Raw genomic sequence first — 15549 nt, 5'->3', positions numbered from 1 at the left:
CGTCCCGTCCCGTCTCTCGCTCCGCGGCCCCTCGTCCCGGATCGAACTTCGTTTGTCCCAGGCGACCGAGCCCGAGGCGCGTCATGATCTCATCCATCTTCGTGGACCGCCCCCGGCTCGCGATCGTCATCGCGCTGATCATCACGATCGCGGGGGGGCTGGCGCTGCTCCGGATCCCGGTCGCGCAGTTTCCGGACATCGTGCCGCCGCAGGTGAGCGTGTCGGGGATGTATCCGGGGGCCTCCGCCGAGGTCGTCGAGGCGAGCGTCGCCCAGCCGCTCGAGGCCCAGGTCATCGGCGTCGACCGCATAATCTACATGAAGTCCACGAGTGCCAATGACGGCAGCTACAGCCTGGCGGTGAGTTTCGACCTCGGCTCCGATCCGGATATCAACACGGTCAGCGTCAACAATCGCGTCCAGTCGGCCTTGTCGCAGCTCCCGTCCGAGGTGCAGCAGCAGGGGCTCAAGGTGCAGAAGAAGTCTTCCGCGATCCTGCTGTTCGCCGTCCTCTACAGCGAGACGGGCGCGCAGGACCCGCTCTTCATCACGAACTACGCCATCATCAACGTGCTCGACGAGATTTCGCGCACGGCCGGCGTGGGTCAGGCCAATCTGTTCGCGCGGATGAACTACTCGATGCGCATCTGGTTCGACACGGATCGCCTGACGAGCCTGAACCTCGCGCCCTCGGACGTGGTGGATGCCATCCGGGCGCAAAGCGTTCAGGCGCCGGTCGGCCGCATCGGCGCGCCGCCGATCACGAGCGAGCAGCAGATTCAGATGAACGTGCAGACGCAGGGTCGATTGTCGACGCCTGCACAATTCGGCGCGATCGTCTTGCGGACGAATTCCGACGGCTCCGTGGTGCGCATCCGCGATGTTGCCAGGGTGGAACTCAGCGCGCAGAGCTTCGACAGCGAATCCCGGCTCGACGGCCGACCCGGCGTCCCCGTCGCCATCTATCTCGTGCCCGGCGCCAACGCGGTGCGGACCGCGACCGCCGTGAAGGCGACCCTGGAAAAGCTTTCGGCGCGCTTCCCAGCCGGACTGCGATACACCGTCGTGCACGATTCGACGACCTTCGTGAAGGATACCATCTTCGAGGTGCTGCGGACGCTGGCCGAGGCCTTCGTCCTCGTCGTCCTCGTCGTGTTCCTGTTCCTCGGGAATCTGCGGGCGACGGTGATCCCCGCCATCGCCGTGCCGGTGAGCCTCATCGGCACCTTCGCGGTGCTCTACGTGCTCGGATACTCGGCCAACACCGTGTCGCTCCTGGCGATGGTGCTCGCCATCGGCATCGTGGTCGACGACGCCATCGTGGTCGTCGAGAATGTCGAGCGGGTGATGGAGGAGCATCCGGAACTGTCGCCGGCCGAGGCGACCAAGCTCGCCATGACGCAGATCACGGCTCCCATCATCGCCATCACGCTCGTCCTCCTGTCCGTCTTTGTTCCGATCGCCTTCATCCCGGGCGTGTCGGGAACGCTGTTTCGCCAATTTGCCGTCACGATCAGCGCCGCGATGCTGATCTCGGCGATCAACGCGCTGACCCTTTCCCCCGCGCTCTGCGGGGTGTTCCTGCGTCCGACGCGCGCGCGGCGGGGCATCATGGGCCGGGTGCTCGGCGGAATCGACTGGGTGCGGGACCGCTATGCAGCGGGCGTCCGCCGCCTCGTCCGCGTGTCCGCTCTCTCGCTCGTGCTGGTTCTTCTGTTCGCGGGTGGCATCTTCGGCCTCGCGCGGATCACGCCGTCCGGCTTCCTCCCGGAGGAGGATCAGGGCGCCTTCTTCGTCTCGGTCCAACTGCCCGACGGCGCGTCGGTGGCCCGCACGAGTGCGGTCGCGGCGGAGGTCGAGCGGCTCCTGAAGGACATGCCCGGCGTCAATCAGGTGCTCGCGATCGTCGGCTTCTCGCTTCTGGACGGAGCGGCCGAGCCGAATTCCGCGTTCCTGGTGGCGCAGCTCAAACCCTTCGCCGACCGCCGGAGCGCGGCGGAATCGGCCCAGGCCCTGATCGGGCGCGCTGACGCGGCGGCCGCGACGATCGCGCAGGCGACGGTGCGGCCCTTCAACCTTCCTCCCATCGTCGGGCTCTCGACGAGCGGCGGCTTCGAATACGTGCTCGAAGCGCGAGAGGGCCAGGACCCGGCTGCGATCGATGCGGTCGTGCGTGGGCTCGCCGCGGCGGCGAACCAAGATCCGCAGCTTGCCCGCGTCTTCTCCACCTTCACGGCGTCGAACCCGTCCATCTTCCTCGACATCGACCGCACGAAGGCACAGGTGCTCGGGCTGGCGATGAGCGACGTCTTCAGTTCGCTCCAGGCGACGCTCGGCGGGGTCTACGTCAACAATTTCAACCTCTACGGCCGCACCTGGCAGGTGAATGTGGAGGGCGAGGCGGAGAGCCGGGGCGATATCCGCGACCTCTGGAACATCTATGTCCGCGGCGCCTCGGGCCAGATGGTACCCCTACGTTCGGTCGCGAGCGTGCGCATCGTGCTCGGACCGCAGGTGCTCACCCGCTACAACAACTTCCGGGCCGTGAGCGTGAACGGCAGCCCGGCGCCCGGCATCTCCTCCGGTGCCGCGATGGCCGCGATGGCGCAGATCTCGGACCGGACCCTGCCGGAAGGCTACAGCTACGAGTGGACCGGGACCGCCTATCAGGAGCAACAGGCGTCCGGGCAAACCTGGATCGTCCTCGGCCTCGCCTTCCTGTTCGCCTATCTGTTCCTGATCGCCCTCTACGAGAGCTGGACGATTCCCATTCCGGTCCTGCTGTCCGTCGTGGTCGGCGCCTTCGGCTCCTACCTTGCCGTCAAGCTCGCCGGCCTTTCGCTCGATCTCTACAGCGAAATCGGGCTCGTGGTGCTGATCGCCCTTGCGGCCAAGAACGGTATCCTCATCGTCGAGTTCGCGAAGGATCAGCGGGAGGCGGGCGTGCCGATCCGGGAGGCCGCGATCCGCGGCGCCGAGCAGCGGTTCCGCGCCGTGATGATGACCTCCATCGCCTTCATCCTCGGCCTTGTCCCTCTCGTGATCGCGACCGGCGCGGCCCAGATCAGCCGGCGCGACGTCGGTACAGCGGTCTTCGGGGGAATGATCGCGGCAAGTTCGATCGGCATCTTCATCGTGCCGATGCTCTACGTCACGGTCCAGACCTTGCGGGAGCGCGTGAGACCGGGGAAGGCGAGGCAGGGTCAGCCCGCCTGAGCGCTGGTCCGGGCACCTGCGTATCCGCTTGGGTGGGGCTCCGGCGAGTGTCACCGAGACATCCGTTCCGGGGACGGACCGCGTAACGCCCGGGTTTACCGGCGATCAGCGAGAGGAAGGGGCGAGGATGGAGCCGGCAGATCGACCCGCGACGCCCCTGCAACAGGCACACTTCGTCGCCGTGGCCCTGATCGTCGGTGCCCTCACGGGCGTGTTCGGCGGCCTCTTTCACCTCGCCATCGACACGATCATCGATTGGCCGACATGGCTCGCCGGCCACATCGCGGGTTGGCGGTTGCTCGCGGCGAGCGCCGCCATCACCATGGCGGCCACGGTCTTTGCCGTGTTCATCACCCGGCGCTTCGCCCCTGAAGCCAGCGGGAGCGGGGTCCCGGAGATCGAGGGGGCCATCGCCGGCATCCGACATGTGCGCTGGGAGCGCGTGTTGCCGGTGAAGTTCATCGCCGGCATCGCGGCAATCGGCTCAGGCCTGGTTCTCGGCCGCGAGGGGCCGACCATTCACATGGGCGGCTCGGCGGCGCTTGCCGCCTCCGAGATGTTCCGGGTCAGGCACACCGATCGGCAGGCCTTGCTGGCGGCCGGCGCGGGGGCAGGTCTCGCCTGTGCCTTCAATGCTCCAATGTCGGCCGTGCTCTTCGTCATCGAGGAAACGCGCAAGCAGTTCCCGTACACGTTCCGAAACTACATGGGGGTGTTCGCTGCGGCGATCACCGGAACGGCGGTGACCCAGATCATCTCAGGTGCGCGGCCGGACTTGCCGCTCTCCGCCGGTGCGGCGGCGCTGGCTTCGTTGCCGGCCTTCGCCGTGCTGGGCATCATCCTGGGTGCGGTAGGGGTGCTCTTCAACAGATGCATCCTGGCAATGCTGGACCTTGCCGCCGCTTGGCAGAAGCGCGCGCCCTATGCCTGGCCTGCCCTGGTCGGACTGCTCGTGGGCGCCCTGCTGATCCTGGCGCCGCGCACCGTGACGGGCGGGGAGCAGGTCATTTCACAGATCGCCGTCCTGACCCCGAGTGCGAGCGTGCTGTTGATCCTGGCAGCCGCCCGTTTTTTCAGCTCGGTTGTCAGTTATTCCGTCGGGACGCCGGGTGGGATTTTTGCGCCGATTCTGTCGCTCGCAACCTGCATCGGTTTGGCCTTCGGCCTGCTCGCGCACATGGCGTTCCCCGAAGCCCTGTCCGGCCTCGGGGTAACGCCGGTCTCCTTCGGGATCGTGGCGATGGCCGCGCTCTTCAGCGCAACCGTCCACGCCCCGGCCGTGGGGGTGGTCTTGGTGCTTGAACTCACGAGCGCCTACGCGCTCGTCCTGCCCATGTTGACAGCCTGCCTCACGGCCAGCCTCGTAGCCCAGTGGCTCGGCGGCCGCCCGATTTATGGACAGATGCTGGAGCGCACCCTCGCCCAGGCGGGCAGGGGGCCAGCCGAGGGCTCGGATATCGGTCTGGCTGCCGATCCGAATCGTGCGGCGAATTGAGATCCTCCTCAGGATGCTCGGAAGCCTGCGCTGGGCGCGAGCCGGTTTGCTGGTCCCAGGGGCATCGGCCTTCATCCTTCGACCGGCGTTCAGGCCGCCTCAAACATCCGCCACTGCGAGAACGGATCTTTGATCCAAGTTGAAGTTGTATATTATAGTAGAAAACATTGTGTGGTAGCGTTCGCTCACCGCGTCAGGCGGTCGACGACCCATCGATCAATGATAATGGAGGATACGCCATGCGAAGCGTTGCAATTTAAGCCGCTGTTCCGGCGCTCATATTGGGAATAAGTATCTATACCGCGTCGGCGGCGATGAGCAGGCCAGGACAAATCATGACGACGCGCGATATGAATATTGAATGCCGTGGCAATGGGTGGACTGGACGAAGCGCGCGAGAGTGCTGCAGCGGTCGCTGCCGGATTCTGAAATCGAAGCGCTGCAAATGCCTTGGCAATAAGCCGTCGTTTTAGAGCATCGCTCTGAAACGTTCGCCAATGCTCAAATAAACCATGCGGAACGAGCATCCCCCGTACCGTCCCGGTTCCAGAATCCGGGCGGCATTCTCAGTGCGGATCTGCCCGCCGCACGACCGCCACGTCCCCTCAGCATCCGTCAGGCACGGGCCTGGTTTGCGGTCGCTGCCGACGACGTGAGCTTGGGCGGGGACTTTCCGAGACGGGGTGGATGGTCGATGCCCGCGGCGGGCGGGGGCCGGTGCGTATCGTCGAGCGACACTCACTTCAGGGACGGTGATGGGCATGGGGCGGCCGGAGCAACCCAATCGAGGGGACGATGGCTTCTGGCTCAGGCTCGCGGTCGGCGGCCTGATTATCTGCCTCCTGATGTACGGCTGCTGGCAGGTCGGGAGTTGGTTTGCGGCCTCTTTCCCGAAGGACTTTCGTTAGGCGATATCTTATCAGGTTCGCACCCTCGGGAGAGCTGAACCGTACCCTGGCGAAAGTGCTGTTCTCGTAGGAAGAAGTTGGACCGCTACTCGCTGCCCTCGCCCCCGGTGCGCCCGGCGTGGAGCGAGACGCAGGTTCGGACCATGTCGCTGAGCGTGAGGTTCTTGGTGTCGCCGATATTGGCGATCTCCTCCAAGCAGCGCATGAAGTAGCCGCTGTCGAGGCCGGGCGCGAGCGTGCTCATCGATTTGCCGACCCGGTTCGTGAAATCGAACTTCTCGCTCGCCCCCGCCCGCGGCCAGACCGAGGCTTTGTCGTCCATCTTCAGCCGGGCCGCCGCCTGCGCCGGACCCGGCAGTGTGAGCGCCATCAGGATGCAGAGTGCCGCCGCCCGTTCCATCCCGCGCTCCGTGACCGTGCCTTGCTGCCGAAGGCCGATGCTGATCGTACCGCAGAGCGTAACACGGTCCGCGCCCTCTCGTTGCGGACGCCTGAGATCTTAAGTTGTTTCTCAGAACGATCGCCGCGAGCGGGCCGGCCGGCGCGTTGCAGGCCGGCCAAGCCCGCTCGAGCCCCTATCGGGAGCTGCCGCCACCGCCGCCGCCACCGCCGCTTCCCTGAGGGATGGCGCGCTCGGGCTGGTTGGCGTTTCCGGCGGCGGCCGAATTGCTGCTGATGGTGTCGGCACCGGTGGGACCGGGCGCGATCAGGTAATCGACGCCGCCGCCGGTGATGTTGTTCTGCTGCTGGATGATCGTTCCCGGCGGAAACGGTCCGCTGGGCAGGCCCGGAGGCCGGCCTTGGGCGCTGGCCGCGCCTGAGCCGAGGCAGCCCAGGGCGATGAGGGTGACGAGGGTTCGGCTCAGGGGACGGCTCATGGGATCGGTCTCGAATCGAGGGAGCGGCGGATCGGCTGCGTGCCGTGACCGTCGATCTTCATCCGAGCAAATGCCGCAATGGGCCCGTTGTTTCCCGCCCGCTCTGCGTCACAGCGACGAGCCGGCCCATTCGCCGGCCCATTCACCGGCTGCGCCGGGTCCGGCTGCCGATCGATACCGAAACGGCGTCGATCGGCGGCGGAGGATCACCACGCCACGGTGTAGGCGACCTCGAACGAGCGCGGGCGTCCCAGGAGCCAGGCGGTGCCGACGCCGTTCACGGCGCTGCCGTCGATCGCGTAGGTCTTGTCGAACAGGTTGAAGACGCGCAGCGACAGGCGGGAGGCGGCCGTCACCTGATGGTCGAGGCCGAGATTGACCAGGGTGTAGGCGGGCCGCCGGGCGGTGTTGCCGAAATCGCTGAACACCTCGCCGACATGCTGCAGGCCGATGCGCCCCTCCCAGTCGCGGGCGAACGCCCAGTTCACCCAGAGATTGGCCACCTGCTCGGGCACGTTGACCGGCTGGTTGCCGGCATAGGAGACGGCGACCCCGCCGACGTTCTGGGAGAAGTCGTCGTACTGCGCGTGCAGCAGGGCGAGGTTGGCGTCGATGCGCCAGCCGGGGGCGGGAAGCCAGGACAGGGCGGCCTCTGCGCCGAGCGAGGATTGCTGGCCGACCTGGGTCGAAACCGTCGGCTGTCCCGGCACCGCGGAGATCAAATTGTCCTTGACGATGCGGTAGCCCGCCAGCGTCCATTCGACGGCGCCGCCGAAAGCCAGCCCCTTGGCGCCGATCTCGACCTGACGGCCCGTCGAGAGTTCGAAGCCCGCCAGCGATTGCGACAGGGTGATCAGGCTGTTCACCGGGTCCGTGGCGGTCGCGTAGGAGGCGTAGAGCGAGGTGTCCGGCGTCGGCTCGTAGAGCAGCGCGAAGCGGTAGCCGAGGGCGCGGAACGAGCGTTCGAAGCTGGCGCCGGTGCGCAGATCCTCTCGGTAGAGGCGCGGGGCATCGAAGCGCACGCCAGTGAGTAGCGACAGCCGCTCGGTCAGGAACAGCCGGTCCTCGGCGAAGACCGAGGCTTGGCTCGTGCGCGTGGCGTAGGCGGGGGTGGCGCGGCCCTCGGCGGGGAAGAGGCCTGGATCGTAGCCCGTCAGGGGCACGCTGTCGGATTTCTCGAAGAAGAAGTTGTTGGTGTGCCGGAAGTTGATGTGGTTGACGTCGAAGCCGGCCGAGAATTGATGGGCGAGGCCGAAGAGGCTGCCCCGGACCGTGGCGTCGAAGCGGTTCCCGATCTGCTCCTGCTGGTGGTAGATCTCGAGATAGTCGGAGCGATCGACGAGGCCGGTAGCCGGATTGAAGCGGTACTGCTCGACATCCCGCCAGTGGCGCCGACTCTGGAGTCGGTAGGCCGTGTTGCGCACGGTCAGGTCGCCCGTGGGCGTCCACTCCGTCCGAAACTGCGTCCAGTTGTCGGTGAAGGCGATCTGCGAATCGCGGACGTTGTAGTTGTTGAAGCGGATCAGGTCGGGCACCCGCCCGTTCACGAGCGGCGTGCCCCAGTACCGGGTCGGCTCCTGGTAGCCGAGATCGTGGCTCAGCGTGACCGCAAGGTCCGGCCTCGCCTGCAGCGTCAGCGCACCCGAGACCGCGAGATTGCGGAAATCGCCCTCCGGCGTGAGCCATCCTCCGGCCCTGTTGCCGCTGACGTTGAGGCGATAGGCGAGCGACTCGCCGACGGGGCCGGTCGTGTCGATCGCCGCGCGGGCGACGCCGTCCTCGCCGAAGCCGACCCGGGCGACGTTGAGCGGCGTGAAGAGCGGCTTCTTCGAGACCACGTTGACGACGCCGCCGATGGCGCCGTCCCCGTAGAGGACCGAGGCCGGTCCGCGCAGCACCTCGATGCGCTCGACGTTCCAGGTGTCGAACGGGAAGGTGAAGGTGTTGGCGCCGACATAGAGGCGGGTGCCGTCGAACAGCGTCTGGATCGAGTTCTGTCCGGCAAAGCCTCGGCTGGTGAAGGCGCCGAGCCCGAAACCGGGCGAGCCGTAGGCCGTGATGCCGGTGCCGTTCTGCGAGACCGCCTCCAGCACGCTGGTCTGGCCGCGCAGACGCGCGGTCTCGCCGGAGATGATGTCGAGGCTCGCGGGCGTCTCCAGCGGCGTGAGGCCGAGGCGGCTCGCCGAGCGCGAGGGCGTGCGCAGGTTCAGCCCGACCGGCGAGGCGCGCGTCAGGCTCGGTGTCCGGAGGGCGGCGGAGGTTTCCGCGCCGACCGCATCGGCGGGGGCGTTCGGCGGCAGGCCGGAGGCGGTGCCGCCCTGCACCGCGATCTCGTCGAGACGGGCCAGCGGTGGTTCGAGCGGTAATCCTTGAGCCCGCGCCGAATCGGCGAGCGCGAGGGGCAGGGTGAGGAGGGCGGGCAAGAGGGAACGGCCGCGGTGGCGGCATCCGATCGACGACATGGAACTGGCAGAGCCTCGAACGGCAACGGTGGCACGTCACCGCGAACGAGGCCGAGGCGCCGGGAGCCTCCCGGCCTCCGACATCCCGACACCTGCCGATGCACCCCGCCCGGCATGTTCCGCGTGTGACCACGGCTGACGGCAGGTCTCCTGGCTCGCGGGTCGTCACCCACCATCGTCTTCCCAGGCCGAAACGCCCCCAGTGACGTGGTGATGGAGGGCTCTCCGCTCACAGTTGCGGGGGCAGCTGCGGGATCGGGGCAAGGGCCCATCACCGCATTCCCTTTTGATCCCTCTCGGGAACCGTCGACGGCCACGCTAGGCGACGGGCCTCGCGGCGGTCAATCTGGGCTCGCTACAAAACGATGAAGTTGTGCCCGCGCGGCCACGCGAGCGAGGGGCGGCTCGGGAGGGAGGAATCTTGCTGCACCGCACTGGGCTGCGCGCGGAATACTCTTCCACGAAGCGGCAGGACAGAAGAACAAAGCAACGGTCGTTCGAGGATGAAGGACAGAAAAAAGGCCGCCCCGAGGGGCGGCCCGAAGTCTAGGGAGGAAACGCCCAAGAAGGGCAACAAGGTGCGACGCCGTCGCGCCCTGCATGACTCCTTCTCTCACGCTGCACTGCACAAGGCAATCCGATAAGCTCTCACTGGAGGCATGCATTCAGCGCATAGGACGAGAGGCCGCGGGACTAAGGTCGGCGTCATGGCCCATGCGCCGGAGCCAATCGGCGGGAGCCCGAGTTCCGAAATTCCCGTGTCTCGCGCTCGGATGACCCTCATGCATCGCTGGATGTTCGCCCTTCCCATCGTCCTGATCCTGCTGGCGGCGGTGATCGTGTTCGCGTTCAATCGCACAGGACCGACCGCCAACCAGAACACCCATGCCCAGGAGACCGGCCAGACCCGCTGAAGTCGCTTCATCGTGCGCGTCCCCCTGGCCCGACGCTTGCTAGGCCGTCGGCGACGTTTTCGACCGAGAGCCGACGATGATGCGGGTTGTTTGCATGGTGGCGCTGTCCGTCGCTCTTGCCCCCTTCGCGTCGCTGGCCGTCGATGACCGCGCGGATGCGGCCGGATTCATCGAGCGGGCGCGGCACCACATCGGCCGGCGCGTCGTCCTCGACCACTGCCACCTCGTGTTCGCGACGCCCGAGGAATTGACCTGCGTCGGAATCAGGACCGAGACCGGCGCTTCCGATGTGCCGAGCGTGGGACGGCTTCTGATCCACGTCGCCGAGGCGGATGCTCACAGCCGCACGCTTGCGCTCGCCCGCTGCCAGAGCGGCGCGTTGGGGGATGCCTGCGATGTCAGCATTTCCGGCGAGGTCTTCGATGCCTCCCCCCGTTTCGGCCTCGACGAGGCGCGGATCATCGGCCTGCGTGAAGCGACCATCCGCTGGCCGAACTGACCCTCTCTCAGGCTGTGACGAAGGCGTCGACCTCGCGGGGCGCCTCGTGGGGCTTTACGACGAGTCGAACCGCGACATCGAGGGCGGGCGACGGCGAACCGACGGCACCCTAGCGCGTTGGCACGGCAAGGGAGTTCGACGATGATCGCACGCATCTTCTCCGCTGCCGCCCTGACGGCCGCGCTCACCGCATCGGCGTCGGCCGAGTCGCCCGCTCAGACGGGCACCGGCGGCGGCGCCCATTCCACCATCTACGCGCCCAACACTTCCCCGGTCGGCCGCACCATGCCGCCCGCCGGGGCAGGGGGGGCGCGCCGCGACGCCGACAACCCCGACCGGGAGACGTCGATGGAGAAGAAGAACGACAAGATCGACACCGGTATCTGCATCGGCTGCAACTGAGGCAACCGGGGTCGCCTCATTCCGACCAGCGCAGGGCGGCGGCGGCGGCGAGCGTGCCGACCACCGCCGCGATCAGGCTCAGTGCGGCCAGCACCGTCAGCGGCGTGGCGAGCGGCACCGTTCCGCCCAGAGCGGCCTCGGCCGCGGAGACGCCGAAGATCAGGGTCGGGATCATCAGCGGCAGCACGATGATCGCCAGGATGAGCCCGCCCCGCCGGATCGTGGCGGTGAGCGCCGCGCCCACGGCCCCGATGAAGGCCAGGGCCGGCGTGCCCAGCGCGAGCGTCAGTGCCGTCGCGGCCATCGCCTTGGGCGAGAGCGCCACCAGCAGCCCGAACAGCGGCGAGGCGAGCGCGAGCGGTAGGCCCGTGGTGAGCCAGGAGGCCAGCACCTTGGCGAGCACCACCGCCTCCAGCGGCACCGCGGCCCCGGTCATCAGATCGAGCGAGCCGTCTTCTTCATCGGATTGAAACAGACGGTCGAGGCCGATCAGCGTCGCGAGCACGGCCGCGAGCCAGAGGATGGCCGGGCCGATCCGCGACAGCAGGTTCAGGTCGGGCCCCAGCGCGAACGGTACCAGCACCACGATCATCAGGAAGAAGACGAGCGAGAGCGCGCCCGATCCGCCGACCCGGGCGGCGAGCTTCAGGTCGCGGGCGAGCAGGGCCGAGAAGGCGCGAATCATGCCCAGTCCTCCACCGGGGCGGTTTCGGGGGCGGCCGGGCCGATGCGCAGTTCGCGGGCATCCTCTAGACCGAGGGCCTGATGCGTCGCCGCCACGACGAGGCCGCCTTCGGCCCTGTGACGGCCCATCATCGCGGCGAGCACCCCCTGCGAGGCGAGGTCGAGGGCGGCGGTCGGCTCGTCGAGGAGCCAAAGGGGCCGGCGGCAGACCAGAAGGCGCGCCAGCGCCACCCGGCGCCGCTGCCCGGCCGAGAGATAGCCGACCGGCAGGCGCGCCACGTGCGGCAATCCCATGGCTGCGAGGGCCGCTCCCGGCTCCTCGGCCGGGTCGCCGAGAAGATCGCGGGCGAATTCGAGGTTTTCCGCCGCCGTCAGTGCGGATTTCAGGCCGTCGCGATGTCCGACTACGTGAAGGCATTCGGCCAGCGTCGCCTCGCCGATGCCCTCGGCGCGGATCGCGCCGGCATCGGGCTTGAGACGTCCGGCGAGCATCGCGAGCAGGCTCGACTTGCCGGCGCCGTTGCGCCCCGTGACCATGAGGCCTTCCCCCGGTTCGAGGGCGAAGGAGAGTCCGGTGAAGATCCGGCGTCCCGCGCGGCGGCAGGCGAGATTCTCGACGATCAGACGCACGGCTCGGCCTTCGACGGGGGAGATGTCCGCACGGTTCGCCTTCGTTCCGGAGCGCGATGGGCTGGCGGGCGGCCCCGCGCGTCGCGGGAGGCGACGGGGAGGTGGTCCCGCGCCGGGGCTATAGACCATCCCCGCACCCGGTGCGAACCGCGCGCACCGCGTGCGCATTGATCTCTCGACGCCGGCCGGCGGCGCGCGGCGGGAGGGCTTGGTCGTGCAGAACAGGACCGGTCGTCGGGAGGCATCCCGGCTCAGCGAGGACGAGGCCGCCCGCGACCCGGCCGCGCTCGCCGGCCGCGAGCAGTTGGAGGCTCGGCTCGCCCGTCTGAGCCCCGAGCAGATCGCCGCGTTCCGGGCGGCCCTGCGGCGCTGTTACCGTCGCGGCCCAGAGGCGTGACGGCGCCGGCAGGCGTCTCGCACTGTCAGGCACGCGCCTGTGTCATCGGGCCAGTAGCGGCCTATTTCGAAACGTTCTATAGACCGGCTCAGGCTGCGCCGCGCGATCATTCAGGGCGTCCAAACCGCCCCTCGCGCACCATCCTGAGTGTTTCTCGCGAAAGCCTCGGTGCTGGGGCTCCGTCGAGAGCACTCGCTACCCGGGCGCCCCCGGGGCGGCGCGCGCTCCTTGGAGCGCATCCGGCCGAACACCTCTCGTGGCGCAGGTTGTGCCTGCTCCGTGTTCGACAAACGCCAGCTCAGGACTCGACTCGCCGTGGCATCGCTCGACAGTTTCAAAGCCCGCCAGACCCTTGAGGCAGGGGGCAAGACCTACACCTACTACTCGATTCCCGAAGCGCAGAAGAACGGCTTGGCCGACGCCGCCGCTCTCCCCTTCTCCATGAAGGTGATCCTCGAGAACCTTCTCCGCTTCGAGGACGACCGCTCGGTCAAGCGCACCGACATCGAGGCCACGGTCGCGTGGCTCGGCAACCAGGGCAAGGTCGAGACTGAGATCGCCTTCCGCCCCTCGCGCGTGCTGATGCAGGATTTTACGGGTGTGCCCGCCGTGGTGGACCTCGCCGCCATGCGCGACGCCATGGTCGCTCTCGGCGGTGACCCCCAAAAGATCAACCCGCTGGTGCCGGTCGATCTCGTCATCGACCACTCGGTGATCGTGGACGAGTTCGGCACCCCGAAGGCGCTCGGCGACAACGTCGCTCTCGAATACGCCCGCAACGGCGAGCGCTACACCTTCCTGAAGTGGGGACAGTCGGCCTTCCGCAACTTCTCCGTGGTGCCGCCGGGCACCGGCATCTGCCATCAGGTCAACCTGGAATATCTATCGCAGACGGTCTGGACTCGGACCGGTGACGGCGATCCCTTCCCGGTCGCCTATCCCGACTCGCTCGTCGGCACCGATTCGCACACCACCATGGTCAACGGTCTGGCCGTGCTCGGCTGGGGCGTGGGCGGCATCGAGGCCGAGGCGGCCATGCTCGGCCAGCCGCTGTCGATGCTGATCCCCGAGGTCGTCGGCTTCCGTCTGTCCGGCAAGCTGCCGGAGGGCACCACCGCCACCGACCTCGTGCTCACCGTGACGCAGATGCTGCGCAAGAAGGGCGTGGTCGGCAAGTTCGTGGAGTTCTACGGCCCCGGCCTCGACGACATGGCGGTGGCCGACCGCGCCACGATCTCCAACATGGCGCCCGAATACGGCGCGACCTGCGGCTTCTTCCCCGTCGACCAGAAGACCATCGATTTCCTCAAGGTCACCGGCCGTGCCGACGACCGGATCGAGCTGGTCGAGGCCTATGCCAAGGCGCAGGGCATGTGGCGCGACGCGCAGACACCCGACCCGGTCTTCACCGACACGCTCGAACTCGACATGGGCACCGTGCGGCCCTCGCTCGCCGGCCCGAAGCGCCCGCAGGACCGGGTGCTGCTCGACGCCGCCAAGCCGGGCTTCGCCGACTCCATGGAAAAGGAGTTCAAGCGCGCTGCCGACATCGCCAGCCGCTACGCCGTCGAGGGCACGAACTTCGACATCGGCCACGGCGACGTGGTGATCGCGGCGATCACCTCCTGCACCAACACCTCGAACCCGAGCGTGATGATCGGTGCCGGCCTGCTGGCCCGCAACGCGGTCGCCAAGGGCCTGCGCTCGAAGCCGTGGGTGAAGACCTCGCTCGCTCCCGGCAGCCAGGTCGTCGGCGAATATCTCGACAAGTCCGGCCTGCAGGAGAGCCTCGACGCGCTGGGCTTCAACCTCGTCGGCTTCGGCTGCACCACCTGCATCGGCAATTCGGGCCCGCTGCCGCCCGCGATCTCCAAGGCGATCAACGACAACGACATCGTTGCCGCGGCGGTGCTCTCGGGCAACCGCAACTTCGAGGGCCGCGTGAACCCGGACGTGCGGGCGAACTACCTCGCCTCGCCGCCGCTCGTGGTGGCCTACGCGCTCGCCGGCTCGATGCAGATCGACATCACCCGGGAGCCGCTCGGCCAGGGCTCGGACGGCAAGCCCGTCTACCTCGCCGACATCTGGCCGTCCTCGGAGGAGGTGAACCGCTTCATCGAGGAGAACATCACCTCCGCCCTGTTCAAGAGCCGCTACGCCGACGTGTTCGGCGGCGACGAGAACTGGAAGGCGGTCGAGGTCACCGAGGCCGAGACCTTCGCCTGGGACTCGGGCTCCACCTACGTGCAGAACCCGCCCTATTTCGAGGGCATGACCAAGACCCCCGATCCGATCACCGACATCGAGGGCGCGCGCATCCTCGGCCTGTTCCTCGACTCGATCACGACCGACCACATCTCGCCCGCCGGCAACATCCGCGCGGCCTCGCCCGCCGGTGAGTACCTGCAGGAGCATCAGGTGCGGGTGCAGGACTTCAACCAGTACGGCACGCGCCGCGGCAACCACGAGGTGATGATGCGGGGCACCTTCGCCAACATCCGCATCAAGAACCAGATGGTGCGGGACGAGGCGGGCAACGTCGTCGAGGGCGGCCTCACGCTGCATCAGCCGGACGGCGAGCGGATGTACATCTACGACGCCGCGCAAAAGTACGCGGAGGAGGGCACGCCGCTGGTCGTGTTCGCCGGCAAGGAATACGGCACCGGTTCGTCCCGCGACTGGGCGGCCAAGGGTACCAAGCTCCTCGGCGTGCGCGCCGTGGTCGCCGAGAGCTTCGAGCGCATCCACCGCTCGAACCTCGTCGGCATGGGCGTGGTCCCGCTCGTCTTCCAGGGTGAAACCTCGTGGCAGTCGCTCGGCCTCAAGGGCGACGAGACCGTGACGATCAAGGGGCTGGCGGGCGAGCTGAAGCCGCGCCAGACGCTCACCGCCGAGATCACCTCCGCGGACGGCTCGAAGCATGAGGTTCCGCTGACCTGCCGCATCGATACCCTCGACGAGCTGGAATACTTCCGCAACGGCGGCATCCTTCCCTACGTGCTGCGCTCGCTCGCGGCGTAAGGACGGATCGATCCCGACGATGAGCTGGCCCCTCCCGAAAGGGA

Annotated in this window: 12 protein-coding genes and 1 riboswitch; of the genes, 7 read left to right on the top strand and 5 right to left on the bottom strand. The window is 67.8% G+C overall.

Translation table 11 applies throughout. The annotated features are described in order from the left end of the window. The first annotated feature begins 83 nt into the window (after positions 1–83). Positions 84–3215, top strand: a complete 3132-nt coding sequence (locus BY998_RS03345; RefSeq protein WP_110350170.1) for a multidrug efflux RND transporter permease subunit — start codon at positions 84–86, stop codon at positions 3213–3215. Positions 3216–3342: 127 nt separating this feature from the next. After that, on the top strand, positions 3343–4710 hold the full coding sequence (gene clcA / locus BY998_RS03340; protein WP_110350169.1) for a H(+)/Cl(-) exchange transporter ClcA: 1368 nt from the start codon (positions 3343–3345) through the stop codon (positions 4708–4710). 993 nt (positions 4711–5703) lie between these two features. On the opposite strand, the gene BY998_RS03330 is transcribed toward clcA, so the two are convergent. From BY998_RS03330 to BY998_RS03320, 3 genes are all read right to left on the bottom strand, one after another. Continuing rightward, positions 5704–6018, bottom strand: coding sequence for a hypothetical protein (locus tag BY998_RS03330; RefSeq protein WP_245421459.1), 315 nt, complete (start codon positions 6016–6018; stop codon positions 5704–5706). Between the two features lie 175 nt (positions 6019–6193). Continuing rightward, positions 6194–6496, bottom strand: a complete 303-nt coding sequence (locus BY998_RS03325) for a hypothetical protein (protein ID WP_110350168.1) — start codon at positions 6494–6496, stop codon at positions 6194–6196. A gap of 206 nt (positions 6497–6702) precedes the next feature. Beyond that, positions 6703–8958: a TonB-dependent siderophore receptor gene (locus BY998_RS03320; protein WP_110350167.1), complete on the bottom strand. Its 2256-nt coding sequence runs from the start codon at positions 8956–8958 to the stop codon at positions 6703–6705. A gap of 122 nt (positions 8959–9080) precedes the next feature. Next, positions 9081–9281, bottom strand: a riboswitch (cobalamin riboswitch). Between the two features lie 459 nt (positions 9282–9740). Between BY998_RS03320 and BY998_RS24985 the strand changes: the two genes are divergently transcribed. The 3 genes from BY998_RS24985 to BY998_RS03310 all read left to right on the top strand — a co-directional run bounded on the left by BY998_RS24985 (position 9741) and on the right by BY998_RS03310 (position 10773). Then, a complete protein-coding gene (locus BY998_RS24985; RefSeq protein WP_280952876.1) occupies positions 9741–9872 on the top strand; it encodes a hypothetical protein in 132 nt (43 codons plus the stop codon). Between the two features lie 94 nt (positions 9873–9966). Further along, on the top strand, positions 9967–10371 hold the full coding sequence (locus tag BY998_RS03315) for a hypothetical protein (RefSeq protein ID WP_110350166.1): 405 nt from the start codon (positions 9967–9969) through the stop codon (positions 10369–10371). A 141-nt stretch (positions 10372–10512) separates the two neighbouring features. After that, on the top strand, positions 10513–10773 hold the full coding sequence (locus BY998_RS03310; RefSeq protein WP_110350165.1) for a hypothetical protein: 261 nt from the start codon (positions 10513–10515) through the stop codon (positions 10771–10773). A 16-nt stretch (positions 10774–10789) separates the two neighbouring features. Here BY998_RS03310 and ccmB read toward each other — a convergent pair whose 3' ends face one another. Beyond that, complete coding sequence (gene ccmB / locus BY998_RS03305; protein ID WP_110350164.1) at positions 10790–11458, bottom strand: heme exporter protein CcmB; 669 nt, start codon at positions 11456–11458, stop codon at positions 10790–10792. After that, positions 11455–12087: a heme ABC exporter ATP-binding protein CcmA gene (gene ccmA / locus BY998_RS03300; RefSeq protein ID WP_110350163.1), complete on the bottom strand. Its 633-nt coding sequence runs from the start codon at positions 12085–12087 to the stop codon at positions 11455–11457. Before ccmA ends, ccmB begins: the two co-directional genes overlap by 4 nt. Positions 12088–12301: 214 nt before the next feature. On the opposite strand from ccmA, the gene BY998_RS03295 reads away from it, so the two are divergent. Then, entirely contained in the window at positions 12302–12484 is a 183-nt protein-coding gene (locus BY998_RS03295; RefSeq protein WP_110350268.1) for a hypothetical protein, read from the top strand. 315 nt (positions 12485–12799) lie between these two features. Beyond that, positions 12800–15505, top strand: a complete 2706-nt coding sequence (gene acnA, locus BY998_RS03290; protein ID WP_110350162.1) for an aconitate hydratase AcnA — start codon at positions 12800–12802, stop codon at positions 15503–15505. Positions 15506–15549: the final 44 nt, after the last annotated feature.

The organism is Methylobacterium sp. B4 (assembly GCF_003201865.1).
Lineage (GTDB): Bacteria > Pseudomonadota > Alphaproteobacteria > Rhizobiales > Beijerinckiaceae > Methylobacterium.
Note: the sequence above shows the minus strand (reverse complement) of the source record. Positions and strands in the feature narration are given on the sequence as shown.

Excerpts from the sequence above, each read along its gene's own strand:
- BY998_RS03345 (WP_110350170.1), top strand. The coding sequence starts at position 84 with ATGATCTCATCCATCTTCGTGGACCGCCCCCGGCTCGCGATCGTCATC.
- clcA (WP_110350169.1), top strand. The coding sequence starts at position 3,343 with ATGGAGCCGGCAGATCGACCCGCGACGCCCCTGCAACAGGCACACTTC.
- BY998_RS03330 (WP_245421459.1), bottom strand. The coding sequence starts at position 6,018 with ATGGAACGGGCGGCGGCACTCTGCATCCTGATGGCGCTCACACTGCCG.
- BY998_RS03325 (WP_110350168.1), bottom strand. The coding sequence starts at position 6,496 with ATGAGCCGTCCCCTGAGCCGAACCCTCGTCACCCTCATCGCCCTGGGC.
- BY998_RS03320 (WP_110350167.1), bottom strand. The coding sequence starts at position 8,958 with ATGTCGTCGATCGGATGCCGCCACCGCGGCCGTTCCCTCTTGCCCGCC.
- BY998_RS24985 (WP_280952876.1), top strand. The coding sequence starts at position 9,741 with ATGCATCGCTGGATGTTCGCCCTTCCCATCGTCCTGATCCTGCTGGCG.
- BY998_RS03315 (WP_110350166.1), top strand. The coding sequence starts at position 9,967 with ATGGTGGCGCTGTCCGTCGCTCTTGCCCCCTTCGCGTCGCTGGCCGTC.
- BY998_RS03310 (WP_110350165.1), top strand. The coding sequence starts at position 10,513 with ATGATCGCACGCATCTTCTCCGCTGCCGCCCTGACGGCCGCGCTCACC.
- ccmB (WP_110350164.1), bottom strand. The coding sequence starts at position 11,458 with ATGATTCGCGCCTTCTCGGCCCTGCTCGCCCGCGACCTGAAGCTCGCC.